This is a genomic window from Sphingopyxis sp. Soil_C_28 (genome assembly GCF_057657055.1).
The window spans coordinates 561,488-583,317 of the sequence record NZ_JBDGJE010000001.1 but is presented as its reverse complement, the minus strand read 5'-3'; the positions used below and the strand labels follow the sequence as shown (position 1 = coordinate 583,317).

The following is a 21,830-nucleotide window of genomic DNA, read 5'->3' as shown; positions in this document are numbered from 1 at the left end:
TAACGTCTTCAGCTGTGGGCGGGATAGTATCACACGCCCTGAACAAGACGGCGTCACTTTCCGAGGCTGAATCGCCGGGGCAGTAATCCGGTGTTCCCGAAAGAAAACTAGGTATCAATATCCGATAACTTACACATCAATTGCCGTGCTTAGCGCGAGTGAGGTTAATATTGCTACAAAATTCCAAATCCGCCGACGCAATCCATTACCAAATTGAAGCAATGGGCGTTGCCGCGCGACCGCCTTTCCCGCTAGGGCGAACTCAAAGGGGAAATCGGTTCGATGGCATCTCAAGCAAACAGCGGTAGCGACCTTGGCTTCGAGGCGGACCTGTTCAAGGCTGCGGATAAGCTGCGCGGGAATCTGGAACCCTCAGAATACAAGCATGTCGCACTTGGGCTGATCTTTCTCAAATACATCTCCGAAGCCTTCACGGCCCATTGGAACAAGCTCCTCTTAGAAGAATATGCTGATTTCGAAGACCCGGAGGAATACCTCGCGGCCAATGTGTTCTGGGTGCCGCCTGAGGCACGATGGGCCCACCTGCAGGCCAATGCCAAACTCCCAAAGATCAAGTTCACTGATGTCAATACAGGCAAGGAACGCGAAGGTGACATTGGCAACCTGATCGATAACGCCATGGACGCCATCGAAAAGGCGAATGCGGCGGTGCTGAAGGATGTGCTACCCAAGGACTATGGTCGGCCTCAGCTCGACAAGACGATGCTGGGTGAACTGATCGACCTGTTTTCAAAGGTTGGCATGCACAGCGCGGATGGCAAATCGAAGGATTTGCTGGGGCGTGCCTATGAGTATTTCATCTCTCAATTTGCTGGGGCCGAAGGGCGACGCGGGGGCGAATTTTTCACGCCGCGTTCGGTGGTTCAGACTATTGTGGAGATGCTCGAACCTCACAATGGCCGGGTTTATGATCCCGCTTGCGGATCGGGTGGCATGTTTGTGCAGTCCGAGCGCTTCATCGAAAGCCATGAGGGCAAGCGCAGCGACATTGCGATCTACGGGCAGGAGCGCAACCACACAACGTGGAAACTGTGCAAGATGAACCTTGCCGTGCGCGGCATCGATGCGGACATCAAATGGAACAATGAAGGCTCGTTTCTAAATGACGCCTTCCCGATGCTCAAATTCGACTATGCGATGGCCAATCCGCCGTTCAACATCTCGGATTGGTGGCAGCCGCAATTGGCCGAAGATATCCGCTGGAAATACGGCACGCCACCGGCCGGCAATGCCAATTTCGCATGGTTGCAACACATCATCCACCACCTTGCCCCTCGCGGCACCGCAGGAGTGGTGCTGGCGAACGGTTCTATGTCATCGCAACAATCGGGCGAAGGTGACATCCGCCGGGAACTGATCGAACAAGACGTGGTCGACTGCATGGTCGCCCTGCCCGGTCAGCTTTTCTATTCAACGCAGATTCCCGCCTGTCTGTGGTTTCTGGCGCGCGACAAGAGCGCAAACGGTCACCGGGACCGGCGTGGCGAGTTCCTGTTTATCGACGCCCGCAACCTTGGTCATATGGTGGATCGCACCCGGCGCGAGTTTTCCGAAAACGGTCCCGAAAGCGATATCGCGAAGATCACCGGAGCCTATCACCGTTGGCGCGCCAAGCCGGACGCGGGGCTTGGCGAATATCAGGACATCCCCGGCTTTTGCCGGTCAGCGACAATGGATGAAGTCCGCAAGCATGGTCATGTGTTGACGCCGGGACGCTATGTCGGAACCCAAGATGCAGAGGATGACGGTGTGGGTTTTGCTGAACACTACGGCGCATTGCGCGCTCAACTTCAGGGCCATCTGTTGGCTTCGCGCGAGAGCGAGAAACGCCTAAGTGCGGTACTGGGCGGACTGATCGGTGATGAATGAATGGCCAAGTAAACCGTTGAAGGACTTGTGCGACCCCAACAGGGCCATCGCATACGGCATAGTCCAGCCCGGTAAGCCGTTTCCCGGCGGCGTTCCCATTGTGCGCGTGAACAACTTTTCTGCAACGGGCTTGGATCTTGCCGAAGTACTGAGCGTGGACCCGGGAATTGAGAAACAATATGCCCGATCACGGCCTCAACCTTCGGATGTTTTGGTCACTCTCGTTGGTAGTATTGGTCAGGTAGCCATCGCTCCAGTAGGCATCTCCGGATGGAATTTAGCCCGCGCCGTTGGTTTGCTTCCGATGCCCGATCACCATCATGCCCAATGGATTTCATACTCGATCAAAAATCGGGATGCCCAAGAGTTCATCCGGCAGCGCGCCAACACGACAGTGCAGGCTACCTTCAATCTTGGCGATTTGGCGAAACTGCCCATCCCCTACCCCGATGAGTCAGTCAGACAGGGGATTCTGGAAGCGCTGACAGCCATTGATGATCGCATCGAACTCAACCGGTGCATGAATGAAACGCTGGAGGGGATGGGGCAGGCAATCTTTCAGGATTGGTTTGTCGATTTCGGCCCGGTGCGCCGAGTTTTGGCAGGCTCGAGCGATCCTGTCGCCATCATGGGCGGCGTTACCCCAGACCCCGCCCGCGCAGCGCAGCTCGCCGCACTCTTCCCCGCCGCCTTCGGCAATGATGGTTTGCCGGAGGGTTGGGCAGAAACGCCCATCGGTGATTTGGTGAAAATACAAGGCGGCTCGACGCCCAGCACAGCAGACGAAAGCCTGTGGTCGCCCCGTATCCATCATTGGGCAACGCCAAAAGACCTCTCGAACATGAACAATCTAGCCCTGTTCGGTACGTCCCGACAAATCAGCGATGCGGGATTAGGCAAGATCACGTCAGGCCTATTGCCCGTTGGGTCCGTGTTGCTCTCATCCCGCGCGCCGATTGGCTATTTGGCCATCGCCCAAGTGCCTGTGGCTATCAATCAGGGTTTCATCGGCCTGTTACCAACGCCAGAGATTAGCAGCGCCTATCTATACTTCTGGTGCAAGGCGAGCATGGACAAGATCACCGCCAACGCCAATGGATCCACCTTTCAGGAAATCAGCAAGCGGAACTTCCGTCCAATTACGTCGGCCGTCCCTGATAATCGGTACATTGTCGCGAAGTTTGGTGAAATCGCCACCGCCTTGATCGACCGCATCGTTGCTGGAGCAAAGGAAACTCAATTCTTGGCGGAAACGAGGGATTACCTGTTGCCTCGTCTGATGTCTGGCGAAGTGCGTGTTGCGCCCTTGGAACGGGAGCGCGGCTAATGGAGACCTATTTCAGACAGCGGTTCATCGACGAGTTGAACGAAGAAGGCGACATCGAGATTCGCACCAAGGTTTGGCGGCGGTCGGAAATCTTGGAGATGGCGGGCGACGAAGTTTTCAATGGGCTTCTCGTTGATTGGGTAAGCGCGCAAAGAACCAACGCCCGAGATCAGGTCGAAGAATACCTTCAAGAGAATGGATGCCTTGATCGCTTCAAAGCGCTTGTTCATCGGCATCGTCAGGGGGCCGTCATCCCGTTTGTGGGAGCCGGAATGTCTTGCGCCAGCGGACATCGGCCTTGGGGCGAATTCCTCAAATCACTCTTGGCGGATGCGAAGGGCCGAATTCCTGAAATCGACGAGCTCTTGCAAGCCAATCGGTATGAGGATGCGGCTCAAGCGGTCCACGACATTTTGGGATCGAAAATCTTCACCCGCGAAATCTGCGAAAAGCTGGGTGATCGAAAGGACCCAGTAGCCGGTCCGGTCACGCTGCTACCCCAATTGTTCAACCAAGAGGTGGTGACGACGAACTTCGATTACGTCCTCACCAACACATACGCAGGAGTGAATGCCCCGTTTTCGAATACATTTTCGGGCGCGGCCTTGCGCGACGCCCCCGGCAGGATTGGCAACGATCCGCATTGTCTGCTCCGTCTTCATGGTGAAGCAGAAACGGACAATGGTCGCGTTTTGACCGCTGCTGAATATGACGCGACCTATACCCAAGAACGCACGTTGGCCGAGTTGATTGGGGCGATCTCCGGAACGCGCAGCTTCCTTTTCCTTGGATGCAGCTTGACCGAGGATCGAACTGTTGAAGCGCTCAAGCAATTGAACGCAAAGGCAGCGGTCGGACATGCGCCCCATTTTGCGTTCCTTGAACAGCCAGAGGATGCGGAGCGTTTGGCACGGCGGGAGTTCCTTGCCGAGGCTGGCATCCATCCAATCTATTATCCGCGTGGCGATCATGATTTGATGGTTGAAAGCCTGCTGATCGCGCTCATGGAAGGCATCACATGAGCATCACCGAAGACATTGTTGAACAAGCCGCGCTGGAAACCTTGCAGGAACTTGGCTGGGGTTATCTTCCCGGCCCAATGCTCGCGCCAGATGGTATTGCGCCCGAGCGACGATCCAACGGCGATGTCATTTTGATAGGGCGGCTAGAAGCGGCAATTGCCAAACTGAACCCTGACGCCCCAGAGCAGGCGCAAAGCGAGGCACTTCGCAAGCTGGTTTCTGGCGAATTGCCTGATCTGATCGAAGAGAACCGCCGCGTTCATCGGATGCTGACCGAGGGCGTGGATGTCGAATTTCGCGATGACATGGGGCAACCCGCCTCGACAAAAATCTGGCTGATCGATCTCGATCGCCGAGAGGCAAACGACTGGCTAGCGGTCAATCAATTTACCGTTGTCGAAAACCGCTTCAATCGGCGGCCAGACGTCGTGCTTTTCGTCAACGGCTTGCCGCTGGCGGTGCTGGAACTCAAGAATGCTGCGGCGGAGAACGCAACGATTGAAGACGCGTTCAACCAGTTGCAGACCTACAAGCACCAAATCCCGAGCCTGTTCCGAACCAATGCAATTCTGGTCACCTCGGACGGCATGGAAGCGCGGATCGGCTCTGTAACGGCTGACGCTGAACGGTTCATGCCGTGGCGCACGGTTGACGGCAAAGTCTTCGCCCATCGCGGCACTCCCGAACTGGAAACCCTGCTGCGCGGTGTATTCACCCAAGACAACTTGCTGCGCCTGATCCGTGACTTTATCGTCTTTGGGGACAAGGGCGACGGCCCTTTCAAGATCGTCGCGGGCTATCACCAATTCCATGGTGCACTGAAGGCGGTCGAACAGGCGATTGACGCAACACGCGAAGGTGGCGACCGCAAGATCGGCGTGATCTGGCACACTCAAGGGTCGGGCAAGAGCTATCTGATGGCTTTCTTCGCCGGGCTTGCGATTAAGTCGTCAGAACTTGAAAACCCGACCATCGTCGTTTTGACCGACCGCAACGATTTGGACGATCAGCTTTTCGGAACCTTTGGCCTTTGCCGCGACCTTATCCGGCAGAACCCAGAACAGGCAGATAGCCGATATGACCTGAAGCAACTCCTCGACAAAGCAGCGGGCGGCGTCGTGTTCACCACCGTCCAAAAATTCTCGCCGGATCGGGGCGAAGAGGTGTTCCCGCTGCTCAGCGACCGCCGTAACATCATCGTCATCGCAGATGAGGCCCATAGGAGCCAATACGGTTTCGATGCCAAGTTGGACCGGACGACCGGCCTGCGCCGCTATGGTTATGCGCACTATATCCGGCAGGCAATGCCCAATGCCTCGTTCATCGGCTTCACCGGCACGCCGATTGAGGCAAGCGACGTCAACACGCCCGCTATCTTTGGCGAATATATCGACATCTACGACATCAGCCGGGCGGTGGAAGACGGTGCAACCGTGCCGATCTACTATGAAAGTCGACTGGCACGCATTATCCTGAACGAAGATGAACAGCCGCTGATTGATGCCGAGATCGACGCGCTGGTCGAAGATGAATCGTTGACCGAAGCCGAGAAAATGAAAGCCAAATGGGCGACGGTTGAAGCGTTGGTTGGATCCGATAAGCGACTCAATCAGATAGCGCAGGATCTCGTTACACACCTTGAGGCCCGCATTGAGGCGATAAATGGAAAGGCGATGGCCGTCTGTATGAGCAGGCGCATTTGCGTGGCCTTGTATGACAAGATCGTCGCGCTGCGGCCAGATTGGCATTCGCCAGACGATGACAAGGGCGCTGTCAAGATCGTCATGACGGGCGCGGCGTCCGACCCGCTTGAATGGCAGCAGCACATCGGCGCAAAGAAGCGCCGCGATACTCTCGCCAAGCGAGCGCGGAAGCAGAGCGACTCACTCAAGCTTGTGATCGTCTGTGACATGTGGCTGACCGGGTTCGACGCACCTTGCATGAATACCATGTATGTGGACAAGCCCATGCGCGGCCACGGATTGATGCAAGCAATTGCCCGCGTAAACCGCGTTTTTCAAGACAAGCCAGGTGGCCTCGTCGTCGACTATATCGGCATCGCGCAAAACCTGCGCAGCGCCCTCAGCCAATACACGGAATCCGATCAACAAAAGACCGGCGTGGACGAGTCAACCGCCGTCGCGGTTATGATGGAGCGTTGTGAAAAGGTGCGCGAACTTTTCCATGGGTTTGACTATCGCCGCGGAATCGATGGACAGCCACGGGAACGACTGGCTTGTCTCGGCGGAGCGATTGATTGGGTCCTGAAATGGCAGGAATCCGAGGCAGCCCTGAAGAAAGATGTCGAGGAAAAGAAGCGCGCACATCGTCGCTACCTCGACTTGATCCTTGAACTCTCGAAAGCATACGCTCTCGCCTCTGCAAGCGACGCGGCGAAGGCTATTCGGGATGAGGTAGGCTTCTTTCAAGCAATCCGTGCGGCAATTGCCAAAAACACAGCAACCGGCAAACTTAGTGACAACGCCCGCGCCTTCGCCGTGCAACAATTGGTTGATAGAGCTGTCGCGTCATCCGAGATTATCGACATCCTGAAAGCGGCAGGAATCGAAACGCCCGACATCTCCATCCTATCTGACGAGTTCCTAATAGAAATCGAAAAGATGGAGAGGAAAAATCTTGCGCTGGAAGCCCTCAAGAAGCTGCTGAACGGCGAGATTGTGAGCCGATCCAAGTCAAACCTTGTCGAGAGTCGCGCCTTCTCTATGCGGCTAGAGGACGCGGTCGCGAGGTATCATGCCGGTGCAATCTCCGCAGTCGAAATGATCCAAGAACTGTTAGCCATGGCCAAGGACATGCAGACAGCCCGGCTTCGCGGCGATGAGCTTGGTCTGTCATCCGAGGAGGTCGCCTTTTACATGGCCCTCGCCGAGAACAAGAGCGCTTTGGAAGCGATGGGTGACGAGAAGCTGCGTGTGATAGCGCATGATCTGCTTGAGCAGCTACGCAACAACGCGACGGTTGATTGGCAATACAGAGAAAGCGCACGTGCTCGAATGCGTGTTTTAGTGAAGCGCATTCTAAAAAAATATGGTTACCCGCCTGACTTCGCAGATGAAGCAGTCCAGACCGTCCTTGCTCAAGCAGAGATTTTATTGCGCGAGATGCGCTGACAGTCGTCAATTTTTGAGGATTTAATATGACGCCGCAGTCGATCGTTTCCCAAGATCTGAGCCTCGCCGAGGTATTCCAATCGTTCTACCGTGTTCCCGATTATCAGCGTGAGTATGTTTGGGGTGAGGCTGACACCAAAGGCGAGCGCGGTGATGAGGTCGAGCAATTTCTCAAAGACATTTTCAGTGAATTCGAGGAAGCCAGCAGTGCTGATGCCCCGGAGTATTTCATCGGAACCGTGGTGGTCTGCCTAGGGCCTGACAATGTGTTCGACCTTATCGACGGGCAACAGCGGACGACGACGTCATTCCTCACGCTTTGTGCCCTCCGGGATGCGCTGACAGAGCTTGATTCTGAAGTTCCAAGTACCCTTAAATCTCAGATTGCCGATGGGAGTACCGACTGGCAGGGAAAGACCGTGCAGCGGATGCGTCTGGACCTTCAGTACGAGGACGCGAGCGGTGTTCTTGAGGAATATGGTCAAGGAAAAGCGTATGAGGCGCGGGCTGAGGGAACGCGATCGATACAAAATCTCGCCAACGCTTATGCCGCAATCCGAGAATTTCTATCTGACGCCTTCAAAGACGATCCGGACGGCGTCCGTCGGTTTTATGGGTACTTCACCAATAAGGTGAAACTGATCCGCATTCAAACACCCAGCGTTAGCCGCGCACTGAAAATTTTTGAAACCATCAACGACCGTGGTGTCGGCCTCGACGCGATGGATCTGCTGAAAAATCTGCTGTTCATGAACGCCAAACCGGGCGACTTTTCAAAGCTGAAGGAGCTTTGGCGAGAACTGACACAGGAAATCTATAACGCCAACGAAAAGCCGCTCCGCTTCTTGCGATATTACATCATGGCTAGCTTCGATGTGGACTCCAAGTTGCGAGAAGAGGAAATTTACGACTGGCTGACCAAGAATGAAAAACAAACTGAGCATGCTCGCGATCCGCTAGGCTTCGCGACCCGTCTCAAGGAAGCGGCCAAAGCTTACCAGCACTTCGTCAAGGGTAACAATCCTAAGGGCGACCCCGAGTTCGGTATTATCAACACTCGAGCGCTAGGCGGCAGCGCGATAAAACAGCATTTTGTTCTGCTCCTTGCTGGACGTCATCTGGACGCCAGCTTATTCTCACGGCTGTGCAGCCAGATTGAACAGGTCATGTTTGTCTGGTTGATCGCTGGCGTGCCTGCGAAGGATTATGAGCGCATTATTGTGCAGGCTGCAAAAGAGCTACGAAAAGTCCGCAAGGCTCCGGCATTCGACGCGTTCGAAGAAAATTACTTCATTAAGGAAAAGTCAAAGAATCTCAAAGACTTTCAAGAAGCGATGGAGGAATTAGTTTCATGGGAGCTGCGCAAATTTCGGCTTCGTTATCTGCTCGCGAAAATCACACAATACTTCGACATAGAAGCTTACGGTGCTCAGGGGAGGATGGCACTTTCGCACTATCTCGACACACAAAACGACATCGAACATATTATGCCCGAAACCCCCGATGATTCCGCAATCGAAGAGTTCGGCGAAGGGGCCGACGATGAAGAGTTGGTCAACCGCTTGGGCAACTTGATGCTGATCGAACGTTCCGTAAATCGCGTTATCCAGAACAAAGCTTATTCGGTGAAAGCGGAAGCCTACCCGAGTTCGCAGTTTCTGGTGGCTCGTTGCCAACAGAGATTGCTGGTCACCGGGAAAAAGGACCAGATAACCCGAGCAATGAAGCGTCTCAATCCCGCAGCAGAATGGAACGCCTCCGCAATCGAAAAACGGCAAGAATGGCTGGCCGATGCGGCGCTTGATGTCTGGAATGTCAGGGCGGCAGCCGAATGATTTAGGAAAGGGTTGACCTGTCGCCGTCGAAAGTGACCAAGCCAAAATCGACCGGTTTTCGTTCGAATGACTATCCTTCAATCTTAATCGGCGGGTACGTCCATCAACTTGCCGTCGCGTCCGAAAGGCAAACCGACCGATCGCGCATTTGCACCGAAGGCTGACCCGGTTGAATGCACCCATATTAGGCGCTCGGTTCCATCTGCAATCGTGATGACCTGATTGGGCTGTCCGAGCATCTGGACAACCTCCGCTTTGGTCATGCCAACCCGGAGCCGATCAACTGCGGTAGCGTCGTAATTCGTGCCCATTGAAACGCAGCCAGCAAGCAACAGCGCAGCAAAGACGACATAATGTTTCCGCATTTCACTTCCCCATAGTGTAGTCGATAAGTGACATCGATAAGTAGAGTTGATTCCGGGGTCAAAGGATTTGTCACTCATCGTCTGTAGACCAATCGGCGACATAAAGGTGCTGTCGCGCAGATGGATATCCGAGAGCGCCTCGCGAAGAACCTGCGTCAGTTGAGACAGGACAAGGGCTGGTCCCAAGAAGCGTTCGCTGACGAAGCGGGTTTGCATCGCACCTACGTCAGCGACCTTGAACGCGCCGCTCGCAATCCGACAATTAGCGTAGTGGAGAAACTCGCCATCGCTTTGGAAGTCGCCCCCGGCCGCCTACTCGACTAGCTGTATAGGCTAGCCCAACGACCGGGGTTTCGCCTGATCTTGGCCGGACTATTTCGTATAATGTCCAGCATTAGCGACATAGAGAGGCCATCATGGGCGGTATCAATTCCGGTCGGCGGCGCAGCGTCCGTCGCGGGGCTGTTGAGCAATATCCTGCCATCGACCTGCGTATATTGCGGCGCACTGACGCCTACAATGCCGCTCTTCGTGCCGGAGAGATGATTGAGGACCGCCTCGATGATTTCCGTTCTGACCTGCAAAGCTTGGATTCCCGTCGCCACCGTCCTTCGGATGTCGTGAATCCGCCAAGGAGCTAAGACGGCACCCTGCTTGGCTGAACTCATTCTTCCCGAAATCGCCACATCCCATTCCTCCTTAACCGACGAATGCGGCGCCCCGGAGTTCTTCTCGAACGGATCGAAGCTGCTCGTCGCGCAATCGCCCGACGGCAAGTTGACGCCCGAGGCGATTCGTGATCTCGCGACCAGCCGGTCCGACATTCATTTTCCGAAACCGCGCGTTGTGACGATCACCCAGCCCACCGAGACCGGACAGTGCTATTCGATCGACGAGATCCACGCGATCTCGGCGACGTGCCATGATCTCGGGCTGAAGCTCCATATGGACGGCGCGCGCTTCGCGCATGCCTGCGCAACGCTGCAATGCGCGCCAGCCGATATCACCTGGCGGGCAGGCGTCGATGAGCTTTGCTTCGGCGGCACGAAAAACGGCATGGCGGCGGGGGAAGCGATCGTCTTTTTCGACACCGCGCTCGCGACCGACTTCGACAATCGCTGCAAACAAGCGGGCCAGCTCGCTTCGAAAATGCGCTTCCTGGCGGCGCCGTGGATCGGCCTGTTCGAAGCGGTGCCTGGCTCCGCAATGCCGAACATGCGAACCGCTGTGCCGCGCGCCTCGCTGCGGCGGTCGAAAGTCTTCCCGGTGTCCGCCTTGCCTTCCCGGTGCAGGCCAATGCGGTGTTCCTCCACGCTGCCGACAATATCCTTGAAGGTCTCAGCGCGAGGGGTTGGCGATTTTACACGTTCATAGGTGGCAGCGCGCGCTTCATGTTCGCCTGGGATGCCAGTATCGAGGCCGTCGATCTATTGGCAGAGCATATGGCGGGATTGGCCGTCGAGGCGACCTATGATCTTCAATTTTAGCCTGCGATGGCCGTCCCGGTCCGTCGGCTGCTAGGTGAGGTTTGTGCGAAGCCGTCATTGGCTACCGCCGTTCTGTTGTGTCGTGGATCGCGTAGCGCGGAGAATAGCGCTAAAGTCTTCATCGAGAAAAGCGACGCGGCGGCGTTTACGTAAAACGCAAACCGGCGATGTCGCCCACTCGCCAACGATGTCGCTCGAAGGCCGTTTCCCCATTGCGATGCAAAGCCGGATCGATTTGGGTGACGTCAAGGTGCGCGATACGATAGCGCCATTGATGCTTCTCGACCGTTATTTCTCCAAATTGGACCTTGTTTTGTCCCAACAATAAAGCCGTCAGCAGTACTGAAAATCGCGTATTTCCGCGATCCTGCGCATCTAACTGCCTCGCCGCGAGCGCTTCGTCATCTACTCCAATTTGGTCCAATTCGCGGGGTCCAAGCAGCTTATGGTTAAGCCGTCTGGCCTATCTCTGAGGTGAGGCCAGCAGCGCATTCGCGTCAATGGCCGACAGCGCCAAGGAGGCAGAGACAAGCTATGCGCAAAATCCTCTTTCCAGTCCTTGGGATTGGCGTCGCGTTTTTAACCGCGGCGCCAGCCTATGCGGACATTACCGGCTCGGTCGACGCGACGATCACACTCGAAGCCGGTTGCATCGTCAACGGCCAGAATTATTCCGATGGTGCATCCGGCGCCGATTTCGGCAGTCTCGATTTCGGAACGCAGAACACGCTGTTCACCGAGGCCGACGGCGAAGTCCTGAGCGGTGGCAGCGCCATCACTATCCAGTGCAGCCCCGGCATCACCCCGGTTTTGTCGTTTGATGCCGGAGAGAATGACGGCGACGGCGCGGGTTCGGGTTTGCGCGCGATGGCGCACAGCAGCACCCCGGGGCAGTTCGTCACCTATAATCTCTATTCGGACGCCGGCCGCACAACCATCATCCCGATTGGCGGCGACCTGACCCTTTCATCCAGCGGTGCTGCGCAGACCGTCAATGTTTATGGCCGCGCCTTCGGTGAAGCGACGCTGGTTCCTGGCACCTACGGCGATGTCGTCACCGTTTTGCTGGAGCTCTAGGTTTATCGTGCTCTCCGTCCGGCGCCCCGTCATGGCCCTACACGTGGCGGGCACTTGGGAACCTGAGCGCCGGGCGCTGGCCGCCTTCCTCGCTGTGGTCGCGAGCGGGGGCGGCCTTTTTTCTCCGGCTTACGCAGAAACGACAGCACAATTCGATGTATCCGCGACCGTCACGTCGGGGTGTCTCGTGGACGGCTTTGGCGACAGCGGGCATGCCGGGAACATTGGAACGCTTGATTTCGGCACCGATTCAACCTTCTCCACCGCGACGCACAGCGCATCGATCACCAGCAATCAAACAATTCGCCTCCGTTGCACGCCTGGCATTGCGCTCGCAATGAGCGTCGATGGCGGCGATCACGCCGCCGCGGGCGCACGGCACCTTCAACGCGGGTCGGATAACAGCGCACGCATCGCCTACACGGTCTGCCGCGATGCCGGATGCACATTGCCAATTGCAATCGGAGGCAGTGCCTCGGTTTCTGTCACCCCTGCCAATAGCGACGACGTTCGCCTTCCGCTTTTCGCCACATTGACGCTGCCGGGCGCGCTGCCGCCGGGCGCGTACAGCGACACGCTGACGGTCACGCTGACATGGTGAGGATGAATCGATGAAACAGGCAAAAAAGACCAAGCAGGGTCCGCTTTCGCTTCTCTTGCTACTAATTGCCCTCGTCTTGCTTTTCGTCGCACCGCGCCCCGCCGCGGCACAAGCGGGCTCGCTCCTCATCTGGCCAGTCGATCCGGTCATCGAATCCGACGCCCGCGCCACAGCATTGTGGCTTGAAAACCCGGGCAAGGCGCCGATTACGTTGCAGGTTCGCATCTACGCCTGGGCGCAGGCCGGCGGCAAAAATGCATATGCACCGCAGCAAATAATATTGGGGACGCCGCCCATCGTCACCGTGGCTCCGGGGGAGAAGCAACTCATTCGCCTGACACCGACGGCTCCGACCCCGGCGCGGACGGAGCAAGCGTTCCGGGTCGTCGTTGATGAGATACCGACATCTTCGCCCGCAACGGAAAGCGGTGCGGCGGTCAGTTTCCGGATGCGCTATTCGCTGCCGCTCTTCGTCTATGGCGACGGCCTGACACTCAAAGGCACAGCCAAGGCCAAGACCGCAACCCCTAGCCCCAAGCTGGCTTGGCGACTGACCGGCATCGCCGGGAAGCAGTTTCTCGAAGTTCGCAACATGGGCAATGTGCACGCCCGACTGACCGACGTCGCATTCGCCCAAGGAGGGACACCGGAAACCGACATTGCTTTGGCGAAAGGCTTGTTCGGCTATGTGCTTCCCGGCGCCACAATGCGCTGGCCGCTCCCGGCAGGCACGGCGGCAGGCGCCGAGCTTGTCGCCGCCGTCAATGGCGCTGCTCGCACCCGCCTCGAGCGTATGGCCGACTGAGCCGCTTCATGGTCGCCGCACCCCAATATCCAACGGCCCGGCGCGCAGGCCTCATGTGGGCGGCAGCACTATTCCTGCCCTTGCCGCTCGAAGCGGCCACCACGGGGTCGGCCTCCTTTGGTGACCTGCCACCACCGCCGAAGCGACTTGATGTACGCGACGCGGGGCCGGTGCCGCAGCGGCTCGAGCTAGAGCTGGTCGTCAACGGGCTCGCCTCCGGTAAGATCGTTTCCGTTCTGGCGCGCGAGGGACGCTTCGAACTTCGCCTCGCTGACCTTCGAGGCGCGGGCTTGCAGCTCCCGCCGATTGTCGACGCCAGCGAAACGACCTTCATCGATAGCCTTGAGGGAGTCAGCGCCGACTATGACGTACCGCGCCAACGCCTGTATCTCACCGTGTCCCCTGAATTCCTCCCGAAACAGCAACTCGGCACCAAAAAGCGCAAATTCACGCCTGCAAATTACGATATGGGCGCGCTGCTCAATTACGACGTCTATGTGAGCGGGGGCGGCGGGAAGTCCGTACAGGCCTCGATCTATCACGAAGCGCGCTTTTTCAGCGGGGCCGGGATCCTGTCGACGAGCGGCGCGCTGCGTGCCGGATCCAGCAAAGGTTATGTCCGCTACGACAGCTATTTCCGCCGGTCCGACGAGGCAACAGCGACGACGATCGAGGTCGGAGATTTCATCACCCGCACGCTGCCCTGGGCCTCGGCGGTTCGGCTTGGCGGTATCCAGGTTTCGCGCGACTTTTCTGTGCGGCCCGATGTCGTTACCTATCCGCTACCGCAGTTCAAAGGCAGCGCTGCCCTCCCCTCAACCGTCGAACTGGTCCTGAACGGACAGCGTATCGCGGGTGGGGCGGTCAACCCCGGCCCCTTCGCGCTGGAAACGCTGCCCCCAATCAACGGCTATGGCGAGGCCAATCTGATTGTAACCGACATGCAAGGCCGCAGCGTCGCAACGACCCTGCCCTTCTATGTGTCGAGCGCGCTGCTGCACCCGGGCCTGACCGATTTTGCGGTGGCTTTTGGTTCGTTCCGCGAGAATTACGGCACCCGAAACTTCGATTATGGCGGCGTCGCCGCGACCGCGTCGGCACGGCACGGCGTCACCGATGCGGTGACGCTCGAGGTACGGGCCGAGATTGCCGACGACATGCAGCTTGCCGGCGGCGGTGGCGTGGTCCGCTTGGGCAAGATTGGCACGTTGAGCGCCGCGTACAGCCGCAGTTTCCGGAACGGCGGCGCCAGCGGAGGTGAGCTGGTGCTGGGATATGACTACCAGACCCGGGGCTTTTCGCTCGGACTCCGGCACAGTCGGCGCGGCGCCGACTATGTCGATCTCGGGCTGCTCGATCGCCGCAGCCGCGGGTGGGAGCAGATCACCGCGGCAACGCTTAGCCTCTCGCTCGGTCGTGCGGGAACGCTTGGCCTCGGCTATTTCGACATCAGTCAGCAGTTCGGCAACGATGCACGGCTTGCCAATGCCAGCTGGACGATGCCGCTTTGGCAAGGCAGCCGCATTCATGCCACCGCGAGCCGCGAATTCGAGCGGCGCGATTGGTCGGGCGCATTCACGCTGACGATGCCGCTTGGCGGCCGCGCCGGCACGATGGCAGCGAGCCTGACCGAAGCGCCGGGAGCACCGATAGGCTGGCGTGCCGACTATAGTCGCGCCGTACCCGTAGCAGGCGGTCTCGGCTGGAGTGCAAGCGCGGCGGGCGGCGCAGGCAACGACCTGTATCTGCGCGGCGACATGACATGGCGGACCGACCCGGTGCAACTCAGCGCGGGCGCCTATGGCTCAGAGGACGTCACGGGCTGGTTCGGGGCGAGCGGGTCGCTCATTTTCATGGACAATTCGCTGTTCGCCGCCAATCGGGTGGCCGACGCCTTTGTCGTGGTGAACACTAATGGCGAGCCTGACATCCCGGTTCGGTATGAAAATCAGCTCGTCGGCACAACCAACGGCAATGGCCAGCTCCTGATCCCGTGGGCGAGCGCCTATTATGCCGCCAAATATACGATCGACCCGCTATCGCTTCCCGCCGACGTCCAAGTACCGATCGTCGAGCAGTACGCCGCGGTCGCAGCTGGTAGCGGCCATGTCGTGCGCTTTCCCGTCGAGCGACTACGGTCCGCCCGAGCGGTGCTGAAGGACGCCAATGGAAACGTCGTCGCAGCGGGGACGCGCGCGCAGGTGGGCGGTACTGAGGCAATTGTCGGCTGGGACGGCCTGCTCTTCATCGAGAATCTCGGCGCGGTCGAAAACGCCGGGGTGGACACGATCGTCGCGGTACTACCGGATGGAAGCCATTGTCGCTCCGCGCCATCCGGCCTGTCCAAAAAGGCCATAAGCGAAACGGCGAATATTGCCGACCTGGGAGACATGATATGCCGGTAGGAAGGCGTTGGTCGCTCGCCGCATTCACTGGTACCGCGCTCGCTTTAGCGGCGTCAGATCCGGCCTTCGGCTGCACGACATCGACGACGAGCACCAGTCTTGGCAGCCACAGCAGCTACACACTCGCCACCGATGTCCAGCAGAGCAGCGGGTCGGCGGGTCTGCAGTGCGACATTTTGTTGGCGGCGCTCACAGCCCATTATGTTGGCCTGCGTGTCGATACCTCGACTTTCACGCTGAACGGGCCTGGAGGAAGCCAGATCGGCTATATTGCGTCGCTGACACCGAACGGGACGCCGCTGACGGTCGGCAATTTCCAGAATCTGTCCTCGCTGAGCCTGGTCAGCCTCTTTTCCGGAACAAGCAACAGTATTCCCATCTATATCCGAACGTCCCCGACGACCGCCCTTCGCGCTGGCACCTACAACGGCCATCTCGATCTGAGATGGTATTATTCGGTATGTTCACTCGGTGTCGCACTGTGTCTCAGCTATTCTTCTAGCCCCGGCTTCGTTCGGCCGGTGCCCCTGATCACCCCGATTAACTGGGGAACTGGGACCGCGGTGCGCGTCAACGTCGAACTCGTCGTCGAAAATGACTGCATCATCACCGCGCCCGACCTCGACTTCGGATCGGCTCCGCTGGCCGGCAGCTTCAATCCGGTCACCCGCACAATTCTTATTCGCTGCAGCGCGGGCTCAGCCTATACGGTGGGGCTGGATGACGGCGATCATCCGAATGGGGGTGAGCGGCGCATGGCAAACGGCGGCGAGCATCTCGCCTACGAAATCTATCAGTCCGCCACCTCGCCTAATCGCTGGGGCGCTGTCGGAAGCGCGCGGCGTAGTAGCGCGGGGGCCGACAGCAATGCCGGCATATATGACTCAGTGACGACGCAAGGATTCACATATCGCGCTGAAATCGCGGCGGGGCAGCTCAACCCGCCGCCGGGCGCCTATAGCGATACCATCCGCATCGATGTGGACTTCTGACAAACACTGGCTCGACCAAGATTTTCCTGGCCCTACAAGCTTGGCAATGATCGCGCACAGTTTGAAACTGTTCTCGGCCACGATGGAACCAAATTGGCAACGATATTTGATGTTCAGCTGGCGAGGATTCGCGACTTCATCTTGTAATTCTGTTAAAGCAGATACGCTTCCGCGCTCGGTCGCCGACATGTGGAATTTGATCCATTGTGGAGTCAACTTCCTTCGGTCGGGGTTAATCGCGACGGCGAATAGCCGTTAGCTTCAATGGAAGGGGGGATCTATGGTTCAACCGGAAGAAGCAAAGTCTGACACAGGCGCCAACATCCGAGAGGGAGGCGCGGGTCAAGCACGTATCGATGAACTCGAACGCCAAGTTACGTTCCTGCGACACGCTCTCGGCGCACTTGGTCCTGTACTGCAGAGTTTCCGCACGCACGACGCCAAAGGCCTTATCGGCTACCCCGCGCTCCCGACCGACATTCCGACGTTCATCGAGAAATCGAGCGCCGAAAATCAAAGGATCCAGACCACCGACGATCGCGCACTAAATGTTCGCGAATATATCCGGCAACGCAGAATGCGCAGCGAATTCTTTCCGCCGGAATTTTTTGCCGATCCGGTGTGGGATATGATGCTCGATCTTTATGCAGCGCACTATGAAGGGCAGGAAGTGTCGGTTTCGAGCCTCTGCATAGCCTCTGCAGTCCCACCAACAACCGCGCTGCGTTGGATCAAGACCCTAACAGTGTGCGGCTGGTTCGTGCGCAGGCGCGATGATCACGACGGCCGACGCGTGTACATCGATCTCAGCAATGAAATCAGGGTCAAGCTTGATGTCTATTTCGACAGGATCGAAGCCTGAGCTACGGCGCAAAATTGCCACGGCGACGTCAGTCCGAAAGATATTTCCGCTGGAGACGCTGTATCTCTTCGTCGCTCGTTTGTTCGCCAAGTTGGGCGCTAAGAAGTTCTATAGTGGAATTCAACTCGATGGCAGCGAGCATTTCGCCAAGCTGATCGAGGATCGCCAGTTGCTCATACAGCGATGCCCGCACCGCACGTAGCGCCCGCGCCCTTTCAAGATGTTTGTCCATACGACCCGCACCTTTTCGACCTCTTGCCCGAGAAAGCTGCGGACTGGGGAGATGGCGCTCGATAGCAAAATTGGCCGTCAACTAAAACAAGGAATCGGCCAACAGCGATTCAGACGCGCTAACCGCGGATAGCCCGCAAAAATGCGCCACTATTCGGACGAAATCACTTCCAATTCGAACGGTTCCCGGCTCCCGACCCGAATACGCCCAAGGTCGCGCAAGAGAGCAGCGGCCCGGACGACGGTCGACCGAGGGAGGCGGACCGTTTCGGCGATTGCGGCGATTTCTCGGTGACCGTCCAAAATAGCTTGAAACACAGCTTCGCACTTCTGGCCTGCGCCGGTCGACGATATCGATTGAAAATCCCTATCCATGCAATTGCGTCCAGATCGCAAATCTCAGATCCTGTCGCACTGGAAACGCGATGATTATGCAGGATAAATCAGGGGATTCGCTCGCTCCACAGATAGCGGGCAAAACAGCATGTTGTGCATCCTGCGTTCGCGTATGGGTCATTTCCCCCCAGCAGTGACTGCGTCTTCTTTTGCCAAAAAAGCATAGCATAAAGCTGCAAAATTACAACAATGCTCGACAATGGATAATGTTCTAGGCCGATCGAATGAGCGCAATGGAATGCATGCTTGCTTTCGTTCACTTACGTTCTGGTTCGCAAGCCAGTTGGGGCTTCACGATATTTTCGCGTCAAGCGAAGGCATCCTTAAGTTAAGTCATTATTTGTGCGACAAAAAGATAATCCGTCGCCAAATATCTCTGTTTGCGGCCCTTCGTTTTTGAAGACAATGGCAATGAAATTTTGTTGGCTGCCAGGACTTGCTGCTTGCGGAAGCGTCCCACCAAAATGGAGCAATCTCCCGAGCCAACTCATCCGGCCTTTACCTAGCCTCCGCGATGCTCGGACGTGACAAACGGGGGTACAACATGTTCAGGGTCATCGAATGTATCATGCTGCAGCACGATTTGCGGCTCGTCTTTCTGGCTACTCTCGTCTGGATTTTGGGGAGCGCGGCACTATTCCTTCTGCTTCAGCGATCGGTCGATTGCGTCGAGGAGCGGCGACGGCAGTGGCTTGCGGTGGCGGGATTGGCGGCTGGGATTGGCGTATGGGCAACGCATTTCATAGCGATGCTCGCCTATCAGGGCACGATGCCGATGAGCTTCGCGCCTGGACTGACTGCGGTTTCGGCGGTGTTCGCGATCCTCTGTTTCTGGTTGGCCTTCCTTGCCGCAGGCCGTGAATTCAGCGTTCGGCAGAGCGTCAGTGCGGGCGTGATCGCCGCAATCGGCGTCGGCGCCATGCATTTCACCGGCATGGCTGCGATCAAGGCGCCGGCTGTGATCCGCTACGATTGGGGGACAATCGCCAACGCATATGCGATCGTCGCACTTTGCTTCACGCTATCCTTCACGCTTTTCGGAAAGCTGACACGCCTCTCCCGTATCGTTTTGCCCGCTGCGTTTGCTGTTGCCGGCGTGGTCACCCTGCACTTTACCGCGATGTCGGCAACGGTACTCGCACCGGACCCGTCGCAGATGTCACCCGCCGCCACGCGGAGCAATGCTTGGCTGGTCGTAGCGATCGTCGCGGCAGCATTGGGGCTGATGATTCTCGCACTGGTCGGCGCCTTTCTCGATCGCCTTTTTACCGACCTACGCGGACTCGCCGATGCGACCTTGGAGGGGCTCGCCATTTCAAGCAATGGTCGCATTGTCGAGGCCAATGGCCAACTCGCGGCCCTGCTCGGCATCGATGTTTCCGACCTTATCGGGACCGAAGTCACATGCTGGTTCAAACCGATCGACGGCCTCAGTCTTGACGCCGAGCGAGAGCGTCCCGCCGAGGCGGTCTTCCGACGCGCGGACGGCGAGGAACTTCTCGTCGAGATTAGTGCGCACCGCATCGAATATCGTGGCCGCCGTTGCCAAGTGCTAGCGGTGCGCGATCTTACCGCGCGTAAGCGCGCCGAACTGCAAGTCGAGCATCTCGCGGCGCACGACGCGCTCACCGGTCTGCCCAATCGGGCGCGTTTTTCCACGGTCCTCGACGGCCTCTCACGTACAGGCGAGCATTTCGCCCTGTTCGCCATTGATCTCGACCGCTTCAAAGCCGTGAACGATCTGTTCGGCCACGCGGCGGGCGATGCGATTCTCTGCCGCGTGTCGGCGCTGCTGCGCGACGTCACCAAAGACCACGACATTGTAGCACGCATTGGCGGCGACGAATTCCTCATCATCCAACGCGGAATCGGCGACGTCAGCGATGCCCGGCGGCTGGCGCAAAGCATTCTCGACGCTTTCGCGCATGAAATGGACATCACTCGCGATCCGATGGCCGTCGGGGTCAGCATCGGGGTTGCGCTTTTCCCCGGCGATGCCGACGACGCCGACAAGCTTCGCGACAATGCGGACGTCGCACTTTACCGCGCCAAGGAGCGCGGCCGCGGCATGGCCTGTTTCTTTGATCTCGAAATGGATCGGCTTGTTCGCGAACGTCGCGAACTCGAGCATGACCTCCGCCACGCGATCACGCGTGGCCAGTTGAGTCTGATGTTCCAGCCGCTCGTCGCCACGGCCGGAGGCGCAGTCGTCGGCTATGAAGCGCTGCTACGCTGGGCGCACCCGACGCGCGGACCGATCCCGCCCGAAATATTCGTGCCGATTGCAGAGGATGTCGGCGCCATCATCCCGATTGGCGAATGGGTGCTGCGCGAAGCTTGCGCAGCGGCGATGCACTGGCCGTCACATGTGAACATCGCGGTCAACGTGTCGGCGGTCCAGTTCCAAGTACCCAATCTCCCGTTGATCGTCGCGGCAGTCCTCGCTGAAAGCGGGCTTTGTGCCGCGCGGCTTGAACTGGAAGTAACCGAAAGCGTCATGCTGCGCGACCGCGCCGCGGCGCTCGACACGCTCCACCAGTTGAAGGCGCTCGGCGTGCGGATCGTGATGGATGATTTCGGGACGGGCTATTCGTCGCTCAGCAACCTCCAGGCTTTCCCCTTCGACAAGATCAAGATTGACCGCAGCTTCGTCAGCCATGTTACCGACGATGAATCGGCCCGCTCGATCATCCGGGCTATTGTCGGCCTCGGGCGTAGCCTTGATCTCCCTGTGGTGGCCGAAGGTGTCGAGACCGAAGCGCAACGCCAGATGGTTCTTGAAGAAGGATGCCCGCAAGCCCAAGGTTTTCTATTCGGCGCGCCCGCCGAAGCAGTAAGGGGCGGGCCGAATCTGCGGTTGGTCGGGAAAGTTGTCTCGCTCAAAAGAGCAGCGGCGCTGGGAGCTTCAAAGCGTTTTTGAAGGCTGGGTTGAATCCTACTAAGCCCCAATTGCTCAAAAAAATGAAATGGAAGGGATATGAGATCGGCCGCTCCTCTCACTTTGATCGGCGCGCTACAGCGTTTTTTTTGAAGTACGGAAGCAACCGCTTGGTGAGTTGACCGCCGAGTAAACAAAAGCCGACATTTTGACGCTGCGCGGTCGCCGTCAATGTACCATCCGGTTGAATTGCTGAAACGAAGAACGGGCGTTACAGCGCGGCGCCGACAGCCGACTATCGCGCGCGGCAGAATCGTGCAGGACAACGCCCTTCCTCTCCCTGAATATCCACAATGGGCCATGCATTTGGCGCTGCCGTACAATTATCGTGCGGCCTCCGAAGCTAACCACCGCCATGCGACCCAAGGAGAGTTCTTCCTTTCAGGAAATCAGAGCTTTTCATCTGACGCCCGTCCGGTCTCGATCGGACGGGCGTCTTTTTTGGCGCCCCCCCACTTCGTACCTG

17 protein-coding genes and 1 pseudogene are annotated in these 21,830 nt (G+C 57.9%); 14 read left to right on the top strand and 4 right to left on the bottom strand.

The genetic code is table 11. The features are described 5' to 3' along the window. The first annotated feature begins 282 nt into the window (after window positions 1-282). From AC3A43_RS02625 to AC3A43_RS02605, 5 genes are read left to right on the top strand one after another with little or no spacing between them, the layout of a single operon-like run. Complete coding sequence (locus AC3A43_RS02625; protein WP_487790982.1) at window positions 283-1,890, top strand: class I SAM-dependent DNA methyltransferase; 1,608 nt, start codon at window positions 283-285, stop codon at window positions 1,888-1,890. Next, the gene (locus AC3A43_RS02620; protein ID WP_487792013.1) at window positions 1,883-3,217 is read left to right on the top strand and encodes a restriction endonuclease subunit S; all 1,335 of its coding nucleotides are present in this window, start codon (window positions 1,883-1,885) and stop codon (window positions 3,215-3,217) included. Before AC3A43_RS02625 ends, AC3A43_RS02620 begins: the two co-directional genes overlap by 8 nt. Beyond that, entirely contained in the window at window positions 3,217-4,239 is a 1,023-nt protein-coding gene (locus AC3A43_RS02615) for an SIR2 family NAD-dependent protein deacylase (RefSeq protein ID WP_487790981.1), read from the top strand. Before AC3A43_RS02620 ends, AC3A43_RS02615 begins: the two co-directional genes overlap by 1 nt. Continuing rightward, on the top strand, window positions 4,236-7,370 hold the full coding sequence (locus tag AC3A43_RS02610; RefSeq protein WP_487790980.1) for a type I restriction endonuclease subunit R: 3,135 nt from the start codon (window positions 4,236-4,238) through the stop codon (window positions 7,368-7,370). The genes AC3A43_RS02615 and AC3A43_RS02610 overlap by 4 nt, the downstream gene beginning before the upstream one ends. Window positions 7,371-7,396: 26 nt before the next feature. Beyond that, the gene (locus tag AC3A43_RS02605) at window positions 7,397-9,205 is read left to right on the top strand and encodes a DUF262 domain-containing protein (protein WP_487790979.1); all 1,809 of its coding nucleotides are present in this window, start codon (window positions 7,397-7,399) and stop codon (window positions 9,203-9,205) included. 83 nt (window positions 9,206-9,288) lie between these two features. On the opposite strand, the gene AC3A43_RS02600 is transcribed toward AC3A43_RS02605, so the two are convergent. Continuing rightward, window positions 9,289-9,786, bottom strand: a complete 498-nt coding sequence (locus tag AC3A43_RS02600; RefSeq protein WP_487792045.1) for a hypothetical protein — start codon at window positions 9,784-9,786, stop codon at window positions 9,289-9,291. Between AC3A43_RS02600 and AC3A43_RS02595 the strand changes: the two genes are divergently transcribed. Then, complete coding sequence (locus tag AC3A43_RS02595) at window positions 9,691-9,894, top strand: helix-turn-helix domain-containing protein (protein ID WP_487790978.1); 204 nt, start codon at window positions 9,691-9,693, stop codon at window positions 9,892-9,894. The genes AC3A43_RS02600 and AC3A43_RS02595 overlap by 96 nt on opposite strands. Here AC3A43_RS02595 and AC3A43_RS02590 read toward each other — a convergent pair. Then, the gene (locus AC3A43_RS02590; protein ID WP_487792044.1) at window positions 9,891-10,256 is read right to left on the bottom strand and encodes a hypothetical protein; all 366 of its coding nucleotides are present in this window, start codon (window positions 10,254-10,256) and stop codon (window positions 9,891-9,893) included. The genes AC3A43_RS02595 and AC3A43_RS02590 overlap by 4 nt on opposite strands. Window positions 10,257-10,272: 16 nt before the next feature. Here AC3A43_RS02590 and AC3A43_RS02585 point away from each other — a divergent pair. Further along, a pseudogene (locus tag AC3A43_RS02585) lies at window positions 10,273-11,057 on the top strand (threonine aldolase family protein); the annotation flags it as partial. Window positions 11,058-11,202: 145 nt separating this feature from the next. Here the strand turns inward: AC3A43_RS02585 and AC3A43_RS02580 are convergent. After that, on the bottom strand, window positions 11,203-11,481 hold the full coding sequence (locus AC3A43_RS02580; protein WP_487790977.1) for a hypothetical protein: 279 nt from the start codon (window positions 11,479-11,481) through the stop codon (window positions 11,203-11,205). A gap of 110 nt (window positions 11,482-11,591) precedes the next feature. Between AC3A43_RS02580 and AC3A43_RS02575 the strand changes: the two genes are divergently transcribed. The 6 genes from AC3A43_RS02575 to AC3A43_RS02550 all read left to right on the top strand — a co-directional run bounded on the left by AC3A43_RS02575 (window position 11,592) and on the right by AC3A43_RS02550 (window position 17,799). Beyond that, on the top strand, window positions 11,592-12,134 hold the full coding sequence (locus AC3A43_RS02575) for a Csu type fimbrial protein (RefSeq protein WP_487790976.1): 543 nt from the start codon (window positions 11,592-11,594) through the stop codon (window positions 12,132-12,134). After that, on the top strand, window positions 12,106-12,735 hold the full coding sequence (locus AC3A43_RS02570) for a Csu type fimbrial protein (protein ID WP_487790975.1): 630 nt from the start codon (window positions 12,106-12,108) through the stop codon (window positions 12,733-12,735). Before AC3A43_RS02575 ends, AC3A43_RS02570 begins: the two co-directional genes overlap by 29 nt. 10 nt (window positions 12,736-12,745) lie before the next feature. After that, complete coding sequence (locus tag AC3A43_RS02565; protein WP_487790974.1) at window positions 12,746-13,540, top strand: fimbrial biogenesis chaperone; 795 nt, start codon at window positions 12,746-12,748, stop codon at window positions 13,538-13,540. 8 nt (window positions 13,541-13,548) lie between these two features. Further along, window positions 13,549-15,945, top strand: a complete 2,397-nt coding sequence (locus tag AC3A43_RS02560) for a fimbria/pilus outer membrane usher protein (RefSeq protein ID WP_487790973.1) — start codon at window positions 13,549-13,551, stop codon at window positions 15,943-15,945. After that, on the top strand, window positions 15,936-16,937 hold the full coding sequence (locus AC3A43_RS02555; protein WP_487790972.1) for a Csu type fimbrial protein: 1,002 nt from the start codon (window positions 15,936-15,938) through the stop codon (window positions 16,935-16,937). The genes AC3A43_RS02560 and AC3A43_RS02555 overlap by 10 nt, the downstream gene beginning before the upstream one ends. Window positions 16,938-17,217: 280 nt before the next feature. Beyond that, window positions 17,218-17,799: a hypothetical protein gene (locus AC3A43_RS02550; RefSeq protein WP_487790971.1), complete on the top strand. Its 582-nt coding sequence runs from the start codon at window positions 17,218-17,220 to the stop codon at window positions 17,797-17,799. Window positions 17,800-17,827: 28 nt separating this feature from the next. Here AC3A43_RS02550 and AC3A43_RS02545 read toward each other — a convergent pair whose 3' ends face one another. After that, on the bottom strand, window positions 17,828-18,031 hold the full coding sequence (locus AC3A43_RS02545; protein ID WP_487790970.1) for a hypothetical protein: 204 nt from the start codon (window positions 18,029-18,031) through the stop codon (window positions 17,828-17,830). 939 nt (window positions 18,032-18,970) lie between these two features. Between AC3A43_RS02545 and AC3A43_RS02540 the strand changes: the two genes are divergently transcribed. Further along, entirely contained in the window at window positions 18,971-21,346 is a 2,376-nt protein-coding gene (locus tag AC3A43_RS02540; protein WP_487790969.1) for a bifunctional diguanylate cyclase/phosphodiesterase, read from the top strand. Window positions 21,347-21,830 lie beyond the last annotated feature (484 nt).

What these genes read in the sequence shown, in the direction of transcription:
- AC3A43_RS02575 (WP_487790976.1), top strand. Translation starts at nt 11,592, where the DNA reads ATGCGCAAAATCCTCTTTCCAGTCCTTGGGATTGGCGTCGCGTTTTTA.
- AC3A43_RS02615 (WP_487790981.1), top strand. Translation starts at nt 3,217, where the DNA reads ATGGAGACCTATTTCAGACAGCGGTTCATCGACGAGTTGAACGAAGAA.
- AC3A43_RS02545 (WP_487790970.1), bottom strand. Translation starts at nt 18,031, where the DNA reads ATGGACAAACATCTTGAAAGGGCGCGGGCGCTACGTGCGGTGCGGGCA.
- AC3A43_RS02540 (WP_487790969.1), top strand. Translation starts at nt 18,971, where the DNA reads ATGTTCAGGGTCATCGAATGTATCATGCTGCAGCACGATTTGCGGCTC.
- AC3A43_RS02625 (WP_487790982.1), top strand. Translation starts at nt 283, where the DNA reads ATGGCATCTCAAGCAAACAGCGGTAGCGACCTTGGCTTCGAGGCGGAC.
- AC3A43_RS02600 (WP_487792045.1), bottom strand. Translation starts at nt 9,786, where the DNA reads ATGCAAACCCGCTTCGTCAGCGAACGCTTCTTGGGACCAGCCCTTGTC.
- AC3A43_RS02570 (WP_487790975.1), top strand. Translation starts at nt 12,106, where the DNA reads ATGTCGTCACCGTTTTGCTGGAGCTCTAGGTTTATCGTGCTCTCCGTC.
- AC3A43_RS02620 (WP_487792013.1), top strand. Translation starts at nt 1,883, where the DNA reads ATGAATGAATGGCCAAGTAAACCGTTGAAGGACTTGTGCGACCCCAAC.
- AC3A43_RS02605 (WP_487790979.1), top strand. Translation starts at nt 7,397, where the DNA reads ATGACGCCGCAGTCGATCGTTTCCCAAGATCTGAGCCTCGCCGAGGTA.
- AC3A43_RS02610 (WP_487790980.1), top strand. Translation starts at nt 4,236, where the DNA reads ATGAGCATCACCGAAGACATTGTTGAACAAGCCGCGCTGGAAACCTTG.
- AC3A43_RS02550 (WP_487790971.1), top strand. Translation starts at nt 17,218, where the DNA reads ATGGTTCAACCGGAAGAAGCAAAGTCTGACACAGGCGCCAACATCCGA.
- AC3A43_RS02560 (WP_487790973.1), top strand. Translation starts at nt 13,549, where the DNA reads ATGGTCGCCGCACCCCAATATCCAACGGCCCGGCGCGCAGGCCTCATG.
- AC3A43_RS02595 (WP_487790978.1), top strand. Translation starts at nt 9,691, where the DNA reads ATGGATATCCGAGAGCGCCTCGCGAAGAACCTGCGTCAGTTGAGACAG.
- AC3A43_RS02565 (WP_487790974.1), top strand. Translation starts at nt 12,746, where the DNA reads ATGAAACAGGCAAAAAAGACCAAGCAGGGTCCGCTTTCGCTTCTCTTG.
- AC3A43_RS02555 (WP_487790972.1), top strand. Translation starts at nt 15,936, where the DNA reads ATGCCGGTAGGAAGGCGTTGGTCGCTCGCCGCATTCACTGGTACCGCG.